This is a genomic window from Shewanella sp. MF05960 (assembly GCF_050849305.1).
GTDB lineage: Bacteria > Pseudomonadota > Gammaproteobacteria > Enterobacterales > Shewanellaceae > Shewanella.
Window position 1 is genome coordinate 112,707 of record NZ_JBOZPS010000001.1, and the last position, 19,222, is coordinate 131,928.

Here is a 19,222-nt window from a genome sequence, read left to right on the forward strand (position 1 = left end):
GAAGAATACAAAGGTAACTAGCTTGACATGCAAGCCAGTAAATGTAGGCATTATATACTGAATTTAACGCAAGAAGCGAGACGAGCGAGCCGATTATCATCTGAGCAAAAATCGATGAATGAACGATACATTTCACAACCATTCTCAGCAGATGAAACGTGTTTGCTCATTAGGTGTCTTATTAGATTTTTTACTGATATCTAGGGTCTGTTGTTCTTTGATGGTTGAATTTTGTTCGAGTTAAAAACGTTTTAATCGAGACGAATGGATTGATGCCTAGTCATCTAAGCAACTCTTTATTTACAAAGAGTCATTCAACAAAGAGTAAAACGTTTTTAGCCGAACCCTTCGGGCAGCGTTTGTTGACCACTTTTACGGCGTAATCGACTTTTTATGTAGAATAACTATACCTCACAGTTTCTGCAGCGCAGTAATATATGTAAGTAGTGGCCAACAATTCGCTGCAAAAACAACCTTGAAAGATCAATAGGACCTAAGATTAGATCAGATTAAATATAACGCGGAAACAGTGCTTAGGCATCTCACATATAAAGCAGGTACAGAATTTGAGTTAGAAGTGTGTAGCGAGGGAATTTAAGACACTGACGTATTAAATAAATACACTTTAGATAGAGATAACTGAGTCGTTTTAATATTTACCGCGTTTTCTATAAAAAAATCGCGGTGCACTATATGCGCACCGCGACACTTTATTCATTTTACTTATCAGTCAATGAGTCAGATGACTAAGGCTTAATTAAAAAACTTCGCCCGTTTCTAAATCAATGTTTTCATCACCGTCGTCAGCACTTGATGAACTGCCTGTACCACTAGCAAGTAACATTGAACGTAAGGTAGTATCAATTTCTGTCGCAATGGCTGGGTTTTCAGTTAAGAATTTACCAGCATTTGCACGACCTTGACCAATTTTCTCACCTTTGTAGCTATACCATGCACCGGCTTTATCGACGATTTTGTGAAGTACACCTAAATCAACTAATTCGCCCGTACGGTTAATACCTTGACCATAAAGAATTTGGAATTCAGCTTGTTTAAAAGGCGCTGCAATTTTGTTTTTAACGACTTTAACGCGTGTTTCGTTACCCACCACTTCATCACCGTCTTTTACAGCACCGGTACGACGAATATCTAAACGTACAGAAGCATAAAACTTAAGTGCATTACCACCTGTAGTGGTTTCTGGGTTACCAAACATCACACCAATCTTCATGCGGATTTGGTTAATGAAAATAAGCAAAGTATTAGATTGCTTAAGGTTACCCGCAAGCTTACGCATTGCCTGGCTCATCATACGTGCGGCTAGGCCCATGTGTGAGTCACCGATTTCGCCTTCGATTTCCGCTTTAGGTGTTAGTGCAGCTACCGAGTCAACAATGATGACATCAACAGCGCCAGAGCGAGTTAAGGCATCACAAATCTCAAGGGCTTGCTCACCAGTATCTGGCTGAGAACACAATAAGTTATCAATATCTACGCCAAGCTTTTTAGCATAAATAGGGTCTAACGCATGCTCTGCATCAATAAACGCACAGGTTTTACCTTGACGTTGAGCTGCTGCAATCACTTCGAGTGTTAATGTTGTTTTACCTGATGACTCTGGTCCGTAAATTTCAACGATACGGCCTAGAGGTAAACCACCAGCACCTAGGGCGACGTCCAATGAAAGTGAACCGGTAGAGATAGTTTCAACATCCATTGTGCGGTCTTCGCCCAATTTCATAATTGAGCCTTTACCAAATTGCTTTTCAATTTGGCTTAATACGGCGGCAAGTGCTTTCTCTTTGTTTGGATCAACCTTCATTGTAAAACCCTCTTAAGGCATTCAATACGTTTAGTAAAATGCGATTTTTATTTAGGTGAGATGTTATAACTCATCTCAATATGTTCATCAGTATACTGTATAGTCATACAGTATCAAGTGTTGATCGTAATTTTTTTTATTCCTAGCCGAATTGCCTTTTTACATCAATATTTTACCCACCAAGCATTTTTATTGTGAATTGATTTATACCCCGAAGATAAAAATTGTTAAGATTAGCGCCATAAAGTTTCATGCCCCAAGATTGATAGAGTGAAGAGTCCATAATGACTGTAATTGATACCAGCGATTTAGAAAAACATACCCCGATGATGCGACAATATTTGAGCTTAAAAGCCGCTCATGCCGACATGTTGCTGTTCTATCGAATGGGCGATTTTTACGAGTTATTTTATGATGATGCTAAAAAAGCATCTGAACTGTTGGGCATTTCATTGACCGCTCGCGGTAAAAGCGGTGGCGACCCAATCCCAATGGCGGGTATTCCTTATCATGCTGTTGAAGGCTACTTAGCTAAGTTGGTACAGATTGGACAGTCGGTGGCCATTTGTGAGCAAATTGGCGATCCTGCAACATCAAAAGGCCCAGTTGAACGTCAAGTGGTACGTATTGTGACTCCTGGCACATTAACTGATGAAGCGCTATTACAAGAGAAACAAGACAACTTACTCGCGGCGCTTTATCAAGGTAAAACGGGTTTTGGTTATGCCACGCTCGACATTTCATCAGGACGTTTTGTTGTTGCGGAACTACCGACTCGTGAAGCATTAGAAGCAGAGTTACAGCGTACTCATCCAGCTGAATTACTTTACAGCGAAGATTTTACTGACATGCTGTTAATCAATAACATGAAAGGGATCCGACGCCGCCCTGAATGGGAATTTGATTACGATACCAGTGTCAATTTATTGCTCAATCAATTTGGCACTAAAGATTTGCATGGCTTTGGTATTAGCGATGCGCGCTTAGCATTACAAGCTGCAGGCTGCCTAATGCAGTATGTCAAAGACACCCAAAAAATGGCCTTACCGCACATCAATTCGATTGTGCGCTTTAATCAATCTGAATCAATCATTTTAGATGCTGCGACTCGTCGCAACTTAGAGCTAACCCAAAATTTATCTGGCGGCCGTGATAACACCCTGGCATGGGTACTCGACAATACAGCGACGCCTATGGGCAGCCGCATGTTGCAACGTTGGATCCATGAACCACTTCGCGACCGTAAAGCCGTTCAATTACGCCACGGGGCTGTAAATGAATTAATTGAACAAGACCTTTACCACACTCTGCATGAGCAACTGAAAAGCTTAGGTGATATTGAACGTATTATGGCCCGCCTTGCTTTGCGCAGCGCCAGACCACGAGATTTTTCGCGTTTAAAGCAAGCTTTAGCATTACTGCCGACCATTCAACAAACGCTATCAACTTGCCAGCAACAGCAAATGTCTACGTTAGCGGCGCAGTTGGGTGAGTTTCCTGAGCAGCACGACTTGCTCGAACGCGCTATTGTCGATAACCCACCGATGTTAATTCGTGATGGCGGCGTGATTAAAAGCGGTTACCATGCTGAGTTAGACGAATGGCGTAAGCTGAGTGAAGGCGCCAATGATTACTTGGTCGAAATGGAAGCTCGCGAAAAACTGCAAACTGGGATCAGTACCCTCAAAGTGGGCTATAACCGCGTGCATGGCTATTACATTGAAGTCAGTCGCTTACAAGCAGATAAAGTCCCATTAAGTTATCAGCGCCGCCAGACACTAAAAGGAACTGAACGCTATATCACCCCAGAGCTTAAAGAATACGAAGAAAAAGTACTTTCAAGCCAAGGTAAAGCGTTGGCAATAGAAAAACAGCTATGGGAACAACTGTTTGACTTACTGTTACCTAAATTACAAGAACTGCAAATCTTCGCCACTGCAGCCGCACAGTTAGATGTATTAAGTAACTTTGCCGAACGAGCAGAAACCCTCAATTATCAGTGTCCACAAATGACTGACGGTATTGGGATTCATATTGATGCAGGTCGCCACCCTGTGGTTGAGCAGGTGAGTCAATCTGCCTTTATTGCCAACCCAGTTAGCCTGACGCCTCAGCGCAAAATGTTGATCGTAACCGGCCCCAATATGGGCGGTAAGTCAACTTATATGCGTCAGGTAGCACTTATCACTTTAATGGCTCACATTGGGTGTTTTGTGCCCGCAGATTCTGCTCAAATAGGTGAAATTGATCGAATATTTACACGTATTGGTGCATCAGACGATTTAGCATCGGGTCGTTCAACCTTCATGGTAGAGATGACCGAAACAGCCAATATTTTGCATAATGCGACAGCCAATAGTTTGGTATTAATGGATGAAATAGGCCGAGGAACCTCAACCTATGATGGTTTGTCGCTAGCGTGGTCTGCTGCTGAATATCTCGCTAAACAAGTCAGTGCGCTGACCTTGTTTGCAACACATTATTTTGAGCTAACTCAATTGCCAGAATTATTACCAGCTGTCGTCAATGTGCACTTAGATGCGATTGAACATGACGATACCATTGCCTTTATGCATGCCGTTCAAGAGGGTGCAGCCAGTAAAAGTTATGGTTTGCAAGTTGCCGCATTAGCCGGTGTGCCAAATCAAGTGATCAACGCGGCTAAACATAAACTGCATCAACTCGAAAACCGTGATAGTGCAGTATCAGAACATGCACCATCACAAGTGAGCATGAATTTACTTGCGCCGATGCCGGAGCCTTCACCCGCTTTAGTTAAGCTAACGCAAATAAATCCTGATGATTTTACGCCTAAGCAAGCTCTTGATTTATTGTATGAATTAAAACGTTTAGCACGCTAGGACCACAAAAAGCAGGCCATAAAAAGGACACTAAAATGTGTCCTTTTTTATTGTGGGCAAGTTAACATTACTCTTAATATGCTAAATATTAGTCCCTAAAAAGCGCTTCTACTGACAACCCTTGCGAGCCGAGTAAATCTTTTAGACGCTTTAACGCTTCAACCTGAATTTGACGAACTCGCTCGCGCGTTAGCCCTATTTCAGCACCCACGTTTTCAAGTGTTGATGGTTCATAGCCTAACAAACCAAATCGTCTTGCAAGCACTTCACGTTGTTTCGTATTAAGCTCATTTAACCAACCTACAATTGAGTTAGATAAATCTTCGCTTTGTACTCGATGATCTGGCCCAACGGAATCGTCGTCAGCAATCACATCTAATAATGCTTTTTCATTATCGCCACCTAACGGTGAATCAACGGAGGTAATTCTTTCATTCAGTTTAAGCATGCGACTCACATCGCCCGTTGAAACATCGAGTTTTTCAGCGATTTCTTCCGCGGTGGGTTCATGGTCAAGTTTTTGTGCGAGCTGCCTTGCAGTGCGAAGATAGACATTTAATTCTTTTACAACATGGATAGGAAGCCTGATCGTGCGAGTTTGATTCATAATGGCACGTTCAATGGTTTGTCTAATCCACCAGGTCGCATAAGTCGAAAAGCGGAAACCACGTTCAGGGTCAAACTTTTCTACCGCTCTGATCAGGCCTAAATTGCCTTCTTCAATGAGATCGAGCAACGCTAAACCACGATTGTTGTATCTTCTGGAAATTTTAACGACAAGACGTAAGTTACTTTCTATCATGCGGTTGCGAGATTTTTCGCAGCCTTTGAGGGCTTTACGTGAAAAATAGACTTCTTCTTCAGCTGTAAGCAAAGGAGAAAAACCAATTTCACCTAAATATAATTGAGTGGCATCGAGGTTTTTTTGTAAGTCTTCTTGGACTTTGTCTTCTATTTCGAGTTGCTGCACCAAATCGCCTTTTTTGGCTGCAACCTCTTGTGGTTGTTTAGCTAGATCGACAAGTGGTTCTGCTATTGCAGTACTGTTTTTGCGGCTCATAATTGCTCTCCCAAACCTAATTTGTGATATGTAATCTACTTCACTTGCCTATCCTCCGTTATTTATGTTGCTAAACAATTACTGTTTAGGTAGATATCGTAATGGGTTAACTGACTTGCCGTGATAACGCACTTCAAAATGAAGCATCACTTGGCTTGTCCCTGTACTGCCCATTTTTGCAACTGTTTGGCCTGCGCTAACATATTGCTTTTCTTTAACCATAATCGTGTCTGCATGAGCATAAGCACTTAAAAAATCATCGTTATGTTTGATAATCACTAAGTTGCCATATCCTCGAAGCGCATTGCCTGCGTATACGACTCTACCATCTGCTGCGGCCTTAATAATGTCTCCGCGATTACCAGCAATCTTAATACCTTGATTGCCTTGTTCTGACGCCGAAAAATACCCGATTATTCGACCTCTAACTGGCCAGTGCCATTGCTGAACTTGTTGTGGCAAGTTTGCGACAGGACCGTTTGCATTTTGGTTAACTATTTGTTGGGTAGTTGTTACAGAATACGCAGGCTTTACTTTGTGATCAAGATCTTTTTTCGTTCTGTCTGATACGACCACTGGCTGTGGCTTTGCGACTGCAACAGGTTGGATTGTTTGCGATTCAGTACGACGGGGAACCGATGAGTATGGCTGAGTAATGGCTTTAGTTTGCACCGCTGAAGCATAAGCTTGTGGTGCGCTAGCACCAGTAGACACTGAACCATTAGCGCTTGCTAAATTAAGTGTTTGCCCTGGATAAATGGTATAAGGCGCGTGCAGATTATTCTCTCTGGCAAGCGCAGCAAAGTGTCTCCCAGCGCCCCATGCAATAGAATACAAAGTATCACCTTTTTTTACGGTGTACTTATGGGTTTTAAGCGAGCCTTTGTGATAACGAGGACCATGATTTTTTGATGATAAACTATCAACCGGCGCGGGACGTTCAGCTTGAAAGCTACATCCTGTCAGCATGATTGCTAAGACCAAACCATTTGGCCAACCGGTATTCATCAAACAATGTCCTTAAGGAAAATACATAGGCGCACAGCGAATAGGCGCATTTTACATGATAAAGCATCACTCAGATCAAAACATGAAGCAGAACTCATGTTTTAGGCTAAATCACCATTGATTAATGGCACAAATTTAACCGCTTCGATTATTTCAGAATGGAACGTTGCGCCAGTGCGAGTAATTTTAAGCAATTGTTGTGTATCTTCGCCCACGGGAATAATTAATACCCCGTTATCAGCAAGCTGTTCAAGTAATGCTTGTGGGACAGAAGCCGCCGCCGCGGTCACCATAATGCCATCAAATGGACCACGATTAGGCCAACCTTGCCAACCATCACCGTATTTAAATGACACATTGTGCAAGTCTAGGCGCTTAAGCCTTTGTCTGGCTTGAATTTGCAGGGCTTTTATTCTTTCTATTGTACAAAGCTCTGGAATGAGCGAAGCAAGCACTGCCGCTTGATAACCCGAACCAGTACCAATTTCGAGTACTTTTTGTGGGTTATGCTGCAGCAAAAGCTCTGTCATGCGCGCCACAATGTACGGCTGAGATATTGTTTGACCTTGGCCAATGGGTAACGCGGTATTTTCATAGGCTTTGTGCGCTAAGGCGTCGTCGAGAAATAACTCACGCGGGGTGGTGGCGACTGCGTGTAATACCGCAGGGTGGCGGATCCCAGCATCAGACAACTTTTTTGCCAAATTCATTGCTGATGTTGAAGCAACCCTAGTCATATTTTTGTTATCCACTCAGCTAATCCGTTTAGTTGATTGTATGCAGTTAAATCGACAGTTAACGGTGTAATCGACACGTACCCGGCTGCAACAGCACCAAAATCAGTGCCTTCGCCAGCGTCTTGTTCACTGCCAACTGGACCCAACCAATAGATATCTTTACCAGCAGGGTCTTGGGTTTTTATCATACCTTCCGCTTTGTGCCTGGCACCTAAACGAGTGACTTTAATCCCTTTAATTTGTTCAACAGGCAAGTCTGGCACATTCACATTTAAAATTTGATCGCTATTTACAGGGTGTGCTAATAACCCTTTTACAATTTTTGCAGCATAGACAGCAGCACTATCATAGTGAGTTAACGATTTACCCACTAACGAAATTGCTATCGCCGGTAAACCTAAAAAGCGCCCTTCCATCGCAGCCGCAACGGTCCCTGAATAAAGGGTATCATCACCCATATTGGCACCCGCATTAATGCCTGAAACCACAATATCGGGCTCATCTTGGCACAACTGCCTAATGGCTAAATGCACGCAATCAGTAGGTGTGCCATTGACTGAAATATAACCGTTATCTAAGTTATTAATTCTTAATGGATTAGTCAAGGTTAATGAATTGCTCGCGCCTGAACAATTTCGATCGGGCGCAACGGTAAGCACTTGTGCAAACTCACTCAGTGCCTGGGTTAATGCGATAATACCTGGGGCATTAACACCATCATCATTACTGACTAAAATATTAATCATTGCTTAGGACTCTTTATTAGGTTGCTGTTCATCTTGCAATAAACGCTGCGCTTGTTGTTCTGCCACCATGATTTGTCTTTGTTGTTCTTGGACATCTTGATAATCAGCAAGCTCACGCAACACAGATGTCGCATAACTGCCTGCAGGCAGCATAAACTCAAGCGTTAATACATTGTCGTTAAACTGCCATTTCATCCCTTGCGGCTCAAGTAAAAGAGGTCGTCTTTCTTGGGAGAGTCCTGCATTTTCAAGGCCAGATAAATCATCGAAATAATCGCTTAACGGCGCCATTTCAAGTGCCAGCGCATCATCTTTTGCCAAGGGAATTCCACGCCCCCAAAGAGGAGCAGATAATTGAATGTCTTTTTCAGCTAGGCGGGAATTAAGCACATCATCCCACGCATCAACAGTAAAATAACTCTTGCTGCCCGCTAACATCACACAATCACCTGCGATGGTATTGATTTGTTGTGTGGCTAAGCGATGTGACACCACTAAGTTAAATATGTTTGATCGCACTGCAGACAAGTACATGCTGCGTTTATTGCGATCTTTTATATTACGGCCACCGCTTAACATCTGACGACCCATGACTAAATTTTTACCATCGTGACCAAAACGTTGTTCACCAAAATAGTTAGGCACGCCGACTGAAGCAATACGTTGTAAGCGAGATTCAACATCAACTACATCGGTAATATTGCGTAAAGTGAGCACAAAACGGTTGCCTAATAGCGCACCAATGCGCAGTTTTTTACTGTGACGACTACTTGATAAAATAGTGAGTTTATCGCTATTAAGCTGTGCCCACTCTGGGGTTTCTTTGCCAGGAATACGAATGCCAAACCACTGCTCTGTGACGGCGTTTTTGTCTTTTTGGCCAGCATAAGTCACTTCTTTAGGGTGGACTTTAGCAAACTTCGCCAGCATCTCAGCAACATAAACTGTGTTCAAGCCATTTTTTTGAATATGCAACATATGATGCTCGCCTTCACCTGTTGGGGTAAATGGCAAAATTTCTTTCACAATAAAATCACTATTGTGTGTGCGTAAATCAGCTTGGCTTAACGGTTTATCTAGCAGGTAATGTAATTCGTTCATCTGGCAAACATTCTCTATATTATTAACGCGATTGATTAACCATCAGTACGACAGCTTCTACAGCAATACCTTCTTTACGTCCGGTAAAACCTAATTTTTCAGTGGTCGTTGCTTTTACATTGATGTTATCGATGTCCGTTTGCAAATCAGCACTTAAACACTCACGGATTGCTTCAATATGCGGCGCCATTTTAGGGGCCTGGGCAATCACCGTGACATCAAGGTTACCTATCACAAACTGCTTTTGACGAGCGAGCTCATAGCAATGCTTCAACAGCTCACGACTATCCGCTCCGGCAAAGTTAGCATCGGTATCGGGAAAGTGTTTACCAATATCGCCTAATGCCATCGCACCCAATATCGCATCACTGACAGCATGTAAAATTACATCACCGTCAGAGTGAGCAATTAAGCCTGTCTCATAAGGCACGACCACGCCCCCTAAAATAAGCGGTTTGTCGCCACCAAACTTGTGTACATCAAAACCATGGCCAATACGTATATTCATGTTAATCCTTGTGATGAGGTTATCATTACAATAAGGCTATTATGTTTATTGCATAAATTTTAGTGTGTTTATTGCATAAATTTTTTGTCCTTGTTGCATATTTTTATTGTGTTTATTGCATAAATTTTATTGTGCTTGTTGCATAAATAATGCTGCAAGTTGTAAGTCATCAGGGTGAGTCACTTTAATATTATCCACACGACCACTCACTAGCCCTGGCATCACTCCGGCCCATTCCATTGCACTCGCCTCATCAGTAATATTGACCGTTGCAGCAAGTGCCTGAGATAAATTATTTTTCAGAGCAGTGATGGGGAAAAACTGTGGGGTTAATGCGTGCCAAAGTAACGCTCGCTCAACGGTATTGGTGATTAAACCACTGGCATCGCTGCGCTTCATGGTATCGCGCACTGGCGCCGCCAAAATTGCACCTTGAGGGTATTGTTTTAGCGATGCAATCAACTTGTTAATATCTTCATGGCGTAAACAAGGTCTGGCAGCATCGTGAACTAACGCCCATGCTGTAGGATTAATCGACATGGCATGTTCCAGCGCAGCAAGAACTGAGTCAGCTCGCTCACCACCGCCAATCACTTTTATAAGCTTAGGGTGTTTAGCTTGGGGAAGTTGCTTGAAATATTGATCTTGTGGATGCAAAGCGACAATAACCTGATCAATGCGTTCGTGCGACAATAATACATCCAGGGTGTGAGCCAAAATACTTTGCTGACCGAGCATTAGATACTGCTTTGGCTTATGAGCTCCCATGCGACTGCCGATACCAGCAGCTGGAACAATGGCAATAATTGACTGAGGATTATTTTGCATAGTAAACCATTTTTAGAATTATTATAGCCCGTTTAACGCGTCATTATCACTGCACAACAAGCTATGGATTAAACGGTTGATCCCGTGATTCGGTGCTAATTACACGATAAAAGGTTTCGCCTTCTTTAACCATTCCAAGCTCGTTTCGGGCGCGCTCTTCTATCGCTTCAGTGCCACTGAGTAAGTCGATGATTTCTTCTTTGAGGATTTGATTGCGAGCCACCAGCTTTTGATTGCTTTGCTGTTGGGCTTCAATCTGGGTTTGCAGCAAGACATATTCAGAAAAATTATTATCGCCCTGCCATAGCCGATATTGTAAAACAGCCAGTAAACCAATCATTAATAATATTAGTTGTTTCATAATATCAAGTTACGTCGCATTAACCCTTAGAATGTATATTGGATATAGTACAACAAAAAAGGCCACCGAGTGGTGGCCTTTTTAAGCTAAAGCAAAAATTATGCTTGGCCTTTCACTTCTTTAAGACCATTGTATGGTGCTTTTGAACCTAGCGCTTCTTCAATACGCAGTAGCTGGTTGTATTTAGCAACACGATCACTGCGGCTTAATGAACCGGTTTTGATTTGGCCTGCTGCGGTACCTACGGCTAAATCAGCAATCGTTGAATCTTCAGTTTCGCCACTACGGTGAGAAATCACCACGGTGAAACCGGCATCTTTTGCCATTTTAATTGCAGCCAACGTTTCAGTTAACGAACCGATCTGGTTGAACTTAATTAAGATAGAGTTAGCGATGCCGTTGTCGATACCACGCTTAAGAATTTTAGTGTTGGTTACGAATAAATCGTCACCCACTAATTGGATTTTATCACCCATTAATTTAGTTTGGTGAGCAAAACCATCCCAGTCAGACTCGTCAAGACCATCTTCGATAGAAACTATTGGGTAACGTTCAGTAAGACCTTGTAAGAAGAAGTTGAATTCTTCAGAAGTGAATTTTTTGCCTTCACCTTTAAGATCATAAATATTAGCTTCTTTGTCATAAAATTCAGAAGCTGCACAATCCATCGCTAATGTGATGTCTTTACCTAACTCATAACCTGCGTTGGCAACAGCGACTTTAATTGCTGCTAGCGCGGCTTCGTTAGAGGCTAAGTTTGGAGCAAAACCACCTTCATCACCTACTGCAGTTGAATGGCCATCAGCTTTAAGGACTTTAGCAAGGCTGTGGAATACTTCTGCGCCCATACGTAAACCTTCACGGAATGTCTTAGCGCCAACCGGTTGAATCATGAACTCTTGAATATCAACACTGTTGTCTGCATGCTCGCCACCGTTGATGATGTTCATCATAGGGAGTGGCATTGAATAAACACCAGGAGTACCGTTTAGATCAGCAATGTGCGCATATAAAGGTACGTGCTTAGCTGCAGCAGCGGCTTTAGCAATAGCCAATGAAACAGCAAGAATGGCGTTAGCACCAAATTTAGCTTTGTTTTCTGTACCGTCTAAGTCAATCATAATTTGGTCAAGTTCTGCTTGAGCCAATGCATCTTTACCTTTAATCGCGTCTGCAATTGGGCCATTTACAGCAGCAACAGCTTTTAATACGCCTTTACCTAAGTAACGCGCTTTGTCGCCATCACGAAGTTCTAATGCTTCACGACTACCCGTTGATGCGCCAGATGGTGCTGCAGCCATACCCACATAACCGCCTTCTAAATGCACTTCTGCCTCAACGGTTGGGTTGCCACGCGAATCCATAATCTCGCGACCAATCACTTTAATAATGTTAGCCATAATATCCTCGTACTGTGTCAGTAAATTAAAAAATGTAATAAAAGTTAAAAGCCAATACCAATAAAACCACTCGACAACCTAATATTGCTGACTTATTGGTATGTAACTTTCAGTTTTGTAATTTTATTCTATTTAGAGCTTAGGATAAATCGAATTGGTCTCTGCTTCAACTTAGTTTTAACCACAGTGAGACATCAATAAGCCGATTATTTGATCTTACGCATATATCATAGACAAAAAAGCCGCTAATGCAGAACATTAGCGGCTAATACGTATTAGCTTATGTCGCGTTTTTGATACGCATAAGAAGCAGCAATAAAGCCTTCAAATAATGGGTGGCCATCACGAGGCGTTGAGGTGAATTCTGGGTGGAATTGACCAGCAACAAACCAAGGGTGATCTGGCAACTCAATCATTTCAATCAACTTACGATCTGATGACAAACCACTAAACACTAAACCGGCTTTTTCAAGACGTTCAATGAAGTTGTTGTTTACTTCGTAACGATGACGATGGCGTTCAACACAGGTTGTTGAATTGTATGCTGTAGCCGCTCTTGTGCCTTCTTTTAAATGGCATAACTGAGCGCCTAAACGCATTGTGCCACCTAAATCAGAAGATTCATGGCGTTTTTCAACATCACCTTCTTCATTAATCCATTCGGTAATCAAACCCACGACTGGATAAGGTGTTTCAGGATTAAACTCCGTAGAGTGAGCACCTTCTAAACCGGCAACATGGCGTGCAAATTCGATTAACGCAACTTGCATACCTAAACAAATACCAAAGTAAGGTAAGTTGTTTTCGCGTGCAAATTTAGCCGCAAAGATTTTGCCTTCTACGCCACGTTCACCAAAACCGCCAGGGACTAAAATACCGTCAAGGCCTTGTAATACTTCTTCGCCTTTAGCTTCAACCGTTTGTGAATCAATGTATTTGATGTTCACGGTAACGCGGTTTTTTAAGCCTGCATGTTTTAATGCTTCGTTAACTGACTTATAAGCATCTGGCAATTCAATGTACTTACCTACCATACCAATAGTGACTTCACCATTTGGATTGGCTTCTTGGTAAATAACATTTTCCCACTCAGACAAATCAGCTTCGTTGCAGGTTAAATTAAAACGTTTGATAACTAAGTCATCTAACCCTTGTGAACGCAGCAACGCTGGAATTTTGTAGATGCTATCAACGTCTTTTAATGAAATAACAGCACGTTCTTCTACATTACAGAATAACGAAATTTTTGCTTTTTCATTGGCTGGGATCGCACGGTCGCCACGACAAACCAATACATCCGGCGCAATACCAATAGAACGCAACTCTTTAACAGAATGCTGCGTTGGCTTGGTTTTAATTTCCCCTGCGGCACCTAAGAATGGCACTAAGGTTAAATGCATAAATAAAGTGCGTTCACGTCCTAGTTCTGCACCTAATTGACGGATAGATTCAAGGAAAGGTAATGACTCGATGTCACCTACCGTGCCGCCAATCTCTACGATTGCAACGTCATGACCTTCACCACCGGCAAGCACTTTTTCTTTGATGGCGTTGGTGATGTGCGGAATAACCTGAATGGTTGCACCCAAATAATCACCGCGGCGTTCTTTACTAATAACTTCTTCGTAAATACGGCCAGTAGTAAAGTTGTTACGACGGTTCATTTTAGTGCGAATGAAGCGCTCGTAGTGACCTAAGTCAAGATCGGTTTCAGCGCCATCTTCAGTCACGAATACTTCACCGTGCTGAGTAGGACTCATCGTACCTGGGTCGACGTTAATGTATGGATCCAGTTTCATAATGGTTACATTAAGGCCACGCGCCTCTAAAATTGCTGCTAGCGAAGCTGCTGCAATGCCTTTACCTAGTGATGAAACAACGCCACCAGTAACGAAGATATACCTTGTAGTCATGCTGAACCTGAGAAAATGTGTTGGAAAAAAACGTGCTTGTAAGAAAGCACTAGGACGGGGCGATATCATACCAAAGCCACCTCGATTCGACAAACTTAAACGCGCTATATTTAGCTTAATTTGCCTTTTCGTGCTGCTTTACTCGATCCCAATAGCCGTCTAATTCAGTTAATGTATGCTGTTCAATCGCTTTACCACTGTCGGCTACATATTGTTCAACCCCCCTAAAACGTCGCTCAAACTTAGTGTTTGCTTGGCGTAAAGCTTGTTCAGGATCGACTTTTAAATGGCGGGCTAAATTCACGACTGCAAATAATAAGTCGCCCATTTCATCTTGCACTTTATCTTTAGAGTAATCGGCATCATTAGGCTGCTTATTTACCTCAACGAGTACTTCATCAATCTCTTCATGTATTTTAGCCACAACGGGTTCAAGCTCTGCCCAGTCAAAGCCGACTTTAGCCACCCGATGCTGAATTTTTCGCGCTCGCGACAATGCCGGTAACGCAGTGGGGATATCATCAAGGGCTGAGTGCAACTGTTTTTGTTGACGCTCATTAGCTTTAAGCTTATCCCATGCCTGGTTCAAGTCCTGAGAATTGATAATAGGACCACTGATTTGGCCATCAGCCTGAGCAAACACATGAGGATGACGTCGGGTCAATTTATCGCTAATGCGCTCTATAACCGTGGCAAAGTCAAACATGCCTTGCTCTTGACCTAATTGGCAATAAAACACAACTTGAAATAACAAGTCGCCCAACTCATCGGGTAACTCCTGCCACGCTTTGCGCTCTATGGTGTCGACCACTTCATAGGCTTCTTCTAGGGTAAAAGGCACAATGGTGGCAAAGTCTTGAGCAAGATCCCACGGACAACCGGTTTGCGGATCGCGTAATTTCTTCATAATGTCTAATAACGGCTGCATGTTTGCCACGTTGTTTATCCTCTAAATTTGAAAAGCTTTTAAATTAAAAAGGCACCTAGATTAAGGTGCCTTTGCGCTGAGTCTTGCCTTTTAATCTTGCGGCGTTATAGCCGGCGAGATTCAATCACACCATCAACTTGCGATAATTTAGCAATAATGCGCGATAAACCGTCTAGGTTATACAACTCAAGTTCAAGCTCTACCGTTGCGGTTTGGGTTTTCACATCTGATGATGAGCTCATGGCCATCACATTCGACTTTTCAGCGGCTAGCACTGTGGTTAAGTCGCGTAATAATCCACTGCGGTCGTGGGATAATACTCGCACTCGAATACGGTATCCGCCAGAGTAGTTTTCGCCCCAAATTACATCAACACTGCGCTCAGGGTGAGCCCGCATGAGCTCTTTTACTTGTTCACAATCACTACGGTGCACCGAAATACCACGGCCCATGGTGATATAACCAAATATTTCATCGCCGGGCACTGGCTGACAACAACGAGCAATATGGCTCATCAAGTTACCAACACCATTAACTTCTACTTGGCCTTTATCTGATTTTTTCGGTTTATGTGATGCTTTCTTAAGAATGTCTTCAACTAAGTCTTCGTCCGTATCGACGACTTTGCGGATTTTAGTTTCGGTAAAATTCACCACCTGATTTAACCGTAAATCACCACCGCCAATGGCCGCTAGCATGTCGTCCATCGTGTTAAGATTAAAACGCTCAACGGCCACTGCAGCATCTTTAATTTTTAAACCAACACGCGACAATTCAGATTCGAGCATCTCTTTACCGGCGGCAATATTTTTGTCGCGGTCTTGTTGCTTAAACCAATGTTGAATTTTAGAACGTGAACGTGACGACTTAATATAACCTAAGTTTAGATTTAACCAGTCGCGTTTAGGGTTAGGCGTTTTTGAGGTGATAATTTCAATGCGCTCACCCGTTTCGACTTGATAAGTAAATGGTACAATTCGGCCATCAACTTTAGCGCCTATACATTTATGTCCTACTTGCGAGTGAATGTAATAAGCAAAATCGAGTACGGTTGAGCCAAGCGGTAAATCGACCACTTCACCGTTAGGAGTAAACACATAAACACGGTCTTCAAATACTTGGCTACGAACCTCATCAACCAAGTTACCACTTTCGGCCACATCTTCTTGCCACTGTAAAATTTTACGCAGCCAGTTAATTTTTTCTTCGTAACCGGTTTGCTTGGTGTTACCCGCGCCTTCTTTATATTTCCAATGCGCAGCAACCCCTAACTCAGAGTCTTGGTGCATCGCTTCAGTACGAATTTGAATTTCGACGGTTTTGCCTTCAGGCCCCACCACTACGGTGTGGATCGATTGGTAACCATTTGGTTTTGGATTGGCCACGTAATCGTCAAATTCGCGCGGAATGTGGTGCCATAAATCGTGCACCACGCCCAAGGCGCCATAGCAATCTTGCAATCGCTCGGTGACAATACGTACAGCTCTTACATCAAACAATTCATCGAATTTAAGATCTTTGCCCTTCATTTTGCGCCAAATACTGTATATGTGCTTTGGGCGGCCATACACTTTTGCGCGAATTTCGTCGTTGTCTAAACGTTGTTGCAGTTGCGTGACGAATTTGTCGATAAACACTTCGCGGTCAACACGTTTACCGTCTAACTGTTTAGCAATGTCTTTGTATACTGTTGGGTGCAAATAGCGGAACGAAATATCTTCGAGCTCCCACTTAAGCTGACCAATACCTAAACGGTTAGCCAGTGGGGCATAAATATCGGCGATTTCACGGGCTAACAATACACGAGTTTCTTCGTCAGCATTTTTAACCGCACGCAATAAACACACGCGCTCTGCCAATTTAATGACGACAGCGCGCACATCTTCAACCATCGCTAACAGCATTTTACGAATATTATCGATTTGCGGTTCGGCATCACGCGAGTTTTCGCTGACTTTCAGTGCGCCAATGGCATTCATGGTGACAACACTGGCAACGAGTCTTGCTAAATTGTCGCCATACTGTTCAGCTAATTGCTCTTCGTTTAATACATCAGCTTCAAACATTAAAAACAGCACTGCAGCTTGAAGCGTTTCAATGTCCATGTTGAGCGGCGCGAGGATTTCGATCATTTCACGAGCGCGCGCAAGCAATTCAGTATGAGCCAGTTTATTTTTGACCGGTAAGGCCTCAACTTGCTGGATCAATACTAATAATTTTTGAGCGTCGTCTTTGTCGTCGAGATAACGAGCGACCCACTCATCTAATTGGAATGCTTGCGTATTAAAATGTGCTTCGCGAACAGATACCATGAACCCTTCCTTAGCCGCATGACCGACTGATATCGACCATCATTGTATTCTTAAAGGAATAAATGAGGCATTAATTACAACTGAACACGTCATCTTGAAGCCATAGACTTTTTTGTCAATTTAAACGAGCTCAGTTGAACAAATTTATAGCATACCATTTGATATTGCAGTAAATACTGCCAGCTTATTTACATAATTCAAATAAAACCATGGCTTCGGTATGGTGCGTTTGCGGAAACATATCCACTAAACCTACTTTGGCAATACGATAACCATTGGCTAATAATACACTACTGTCGCGCGCTAAACTTGCTGGATTACACGATACGTATACCACTTTTTTAGGTTGCATCTTCTGTAACCACTGTAAACTTTCATAGGCACCAGCACGGGCTGGGTCGAGTAATAACTTATCAATTTTACCTAACCAGGCTTGTTCTGATAAGTCAGCACTTAAGTCTGCATGATAAAACGTTACATTGTCTAAGTGATTATCTAACGCATTTTGCTTAGCCTGCTCAACCATTTCTGGCACACCTTCAACCCCAATCACTTGCGCCGCTTTTTTAGCAAGAGGCAAGCTGAAGTTCCCGACACCACAAAACAAATCAAGAATACGCTCACCCGCTTGAGGGTCTAGCCATTCAATAGCTTGATCCACCATCGCTTGATTAATGGTGCCATTAACCTGGACAAAGTTACCCGGGGTAAATGAACATCGCACACTTTCGGCGGCCAAATGATAATAAGGCAACGTTACAGCTTGCTCAATCGAAGCGAGCGAAGGATAAAGCTGGGTTAGTTGCCCGGCATCATCTTGTAGCAACAGATTAAGCTGATGTTTTTCAGCAAAGCCACTTAACCAGCGAATATCGGAGTTAGGCAGTTTTTTAGTCACTCTGAGTGCAACAAAATGACCATTATCAGCCTGAGTCAATTCAACATGGCCGATGCTCGCTTTGGCTTTTAATTGGTTTAAGTTAGCCGCTAAAGGCGTAATTAAATCTGACAAAGGAGCCGCTAATACCGGGCATTGGTTAATTTCAATAATTTGATTACTGTTACCAGCACGAAATCCCAGCTGTAAACGTTGGCTGCGTTTATCCAGTACGGTAGCGAGGCGAGCCCTGCGTCGATAATGCCAGCCATCGCCAATAATCGCCTCTGCCAACATCTGTGTATCGATAGCATCTGAACTCGACTTAGCCATTAAATCAACCAAGGCTGATTGCTTATAATCACGCTGAGCTTGAATGTCCATATGCTGTAAATCACATCCACCACATTGACTGTAATGCTGACAATGAGGTTTGACTCTACTTAGCGCTGGACTGGCAATATTGATTAGTTTGGCTTTAGCATAACTTTTCTTTTGCTCAATAAGCTGCACCGTTGCGCGCTCGCCGGGTAACGCACCGGCAATGAACACCACCTTACCTTGAAGCTGTGCCATACCTGCACCGAGGTGGTCTAGTTGGGTGACATCTAGCGTGAGCTTTGCAGATAATTGTTTAGATTTGTTCGGTTTTTCTTTGAAAAATTGTGCCATTTCGGCCTCAGATGTCGAATAAAAAACTAGTCAAGAGTGCGCTGTTTCTGGCAGTCTAGACGTAATAATAGCGATTTAGCATCAGGAA

At 42.8% G+C, this 19,222-nt stretch carries 15 protein-coding genes; 1 reads left to right on the forward strand and 14 read right to left on the reverse strand.

All coding sequences use genetic code 11. The features are described 5' to 3' along the window. Nucleotides 1-757: 757 nt before the first annotated feature. Nucleotides 758-1,822: a recombinase RecA gene (recA, locus tag ACROAE_RS00515; protein WP_432398963.1), complete on the reverse strand. Its 1,065-nt coding sequence runs from the start codon at nucleotides 1,820-1,822 to the stop codon at nucleotides 758-760. A 284-nt stretch (nucleotides 1,823-2,106) separates the two neighbouring features. Between recA and mutS the strand changes: the two genes are divergently transcribed. Beyond that, complete coding sequence (gene mutS / locus ACROAE_RS00520; protein WP_432398964.1) at nucleotides 2,107-4,683, forward strand: DNA mismatch repair protein MutS; 2,577 nt, start codon at nucleotides 2,107-2,109, stop codon at nucleotides 4,681-4,683. Nucleotides 4,684-4,771: 88 nt separating this feature from the next. Here mutS and rpoS read toward each other — a convergent pair whose 3' ends face one another. The 13 genes from rpoS to rlmD all read right to left on the reverse strand — a co-directional run bounded on the left by rpoS (nucleotide 4,772) and on the right by rlmD (nucleotide 19,134). Further along, a complete protein-coding gene (gene rpoS, locus ACROAE_RS00525) occupies nucleotides 4,772-5,743 on the reverse strand; it encodes an RNA polymerase sigma factor RpoS (RefSeq protein WP_432398965.1) in 972 nt (323 codons plus the stop codon). A 78-nt stretch (nucleotides 5,744-5,821) separates the two neighbouring features. Continuing rightward, complete coding sequence (locus tag ACROAE_RS00530; RefSeq protein WP_432398966.1) at nucleotides 5,822-6,754, reverse strand: peptidoglycan DD-metalloendopeptidase family protein; 933 nt, start codon at nucleotides 6,752-6,754, stop codon at nucleotides 5,822-5,824. Between the two features lie 98 nt (nucleotides 6,755-6,852). Next, the gene (locus tag ACROAE_RS00535) at nucleotides 6,853-7,488 is read right to left on the reverse strand and encodes a protein-L-isoaspartate(D-aspartate) O-methyltransferase (RefSeq protein WP_432398967.1); all 636 of its coding nucleotides are present in this window, start codon (nucleotides 7,486-7,488) and stop codon (nucleotides 6,853-6,855) included. Further along, nucleotides 7,485-8,234, reverse strand: a complete 750-nt coding sequence (gene surE / locus ACROAE_RS00540; protein ID WP_432398968.1) for a 5'/3'-nucleotidase SurE — start codon at nucleotides 8,232-8,234, stop codon at nucleotides 7,485-7,487. The genes ACROAE_RS00535 and surE overlap by 4 nt, the downstream gene beginning before the upstream one ends. A 3-nt stretch (nucleotides 8,235-8,237) precedes the next feature. Beyond that, entirely contained in the window at nucleotides 8,238-9,335 is a 1,098-nt protein-coding gene (gene truD, locus ACROAE_RS00545; RefSeq protein WP_432398969.1) for a tRNA pseudouridine(13) synthase TruD, read from the reverse strand. 22 nt (nucleotides 9,336-9,357) lie between these two features. Beyond that, on the reverse strand, nucleotides 9,358-9,843 hold the full coding sequence (gene ispF, locus ACROAE_RS00550; RefSeq protein WP_432398970.1) for a 2-C-methyl-D-erythritol 2,4-cyclodiphosphate synthase: 486 nt from the start codon (nucleotides 9,841-9,843) through the stop codon (nucleotides 9,358-9,360). Between the two features lie 126 nt (nucleotides 9,844-9,969). Next, the gene (gene ispD, locus ACROAE_RS00555) at nucleotides 9,970-10,671 is read right to left on the reverse strand and encodes a 2-C-methyl-D-erythritol 4-phosphate cytidylyltransferase (RefSeq protein WP_432398971.1); all 702 of its coding nucleotides are present in this window, start codon (nucleotides 10,669-10,671) and stop codon (nucleotides 9,970-9,972) included. A gap of 61 nt (nucleotides 10,672-10,732) precedes the next feature. After that, nucleotides 10,733-11,032, reverse strand: coding sequence for a cell division protein FtsB (ftsB, locus tag ACROAE_RS00560; protein WP_432398972.1), 300 nt, complete (start codon nucleotides 11,030-11,032; stop codon nucleotides 10,733-10,735). 98 nt (nucleotides 11,033-11,130) lie between these two features. Further along, the gene (gene eno, locus ACROAE_RS00565; RefSeq protein ID WP_432398973.1) at nucleotides 11,131-12,432 is read right to left on the reverse strand and encodes a phosphopyruvate hydratase; all 1,302 of its coding nucleotides are present in this window, start codon (nucleotides 12,430-12,432) and stop codon (nucleotides 11,131-11,133) included. A 275-nt stretch (nucleotides 12,433-12,707) separates the two neighbouring features. After that, the gene (locus tag ACROAE_RS00570) at nucleotides 12,708-14,345 is read right to left on the reverse strand and encodes a CTP synthase (RefSeq protein ID WP_432398975.1); all 1,638 of its coding nucleotides are present in this window, start codon (nucleotides 14,343-14,345) and stop codon (nucleotides 12,708-12,710) included. Nucleotides 14,346-14,460: 115 nt separating this feature from the next. Beyond that, entirely contained in the window at nucleotides 14,461-15,273 is an 813-nt protein-coding gene (mazG, locus tag ACROAE_RS00575) for a nucleoside triphosphate pyrophosphohydrolase (protein WP_432399204.1), read from the reverse strand. Nucleotides 15,274-15,377: 104 nt separating this feature from the next. After that, nucleotides 15,378-17,585 carry a GTP diphosphokinase gene (gene relA / locus ACROAE_RS00580; RefSeq protein ID WP_432398976.1) on the reverse strand — a complete coding sequence of 736 codons (2,208 nt, stop codon included), beginning with the start codon at nucleotides 17,583-17,585 and terminating at the stop codon, nucleotides 15,378-15,380. Nucleotides 17,586-17,769: 184 nt separating this feature from the next. After that, complete coding sequence (rlmD, locus tag ACROAE_RS00585) at nucleotides 17,770-19,134, reverse strand: 23S rRNA (uracil(1939)-C(5))-methyltransferase RlmD (protein WP_432398977.1); 1,365 nt, start codon at nucleotides 19,132-19,134, stop codon at nucleotides 17,770-17,772. Nucleotides 19,135-19,222: the final 88 nt, after the last annotated feature.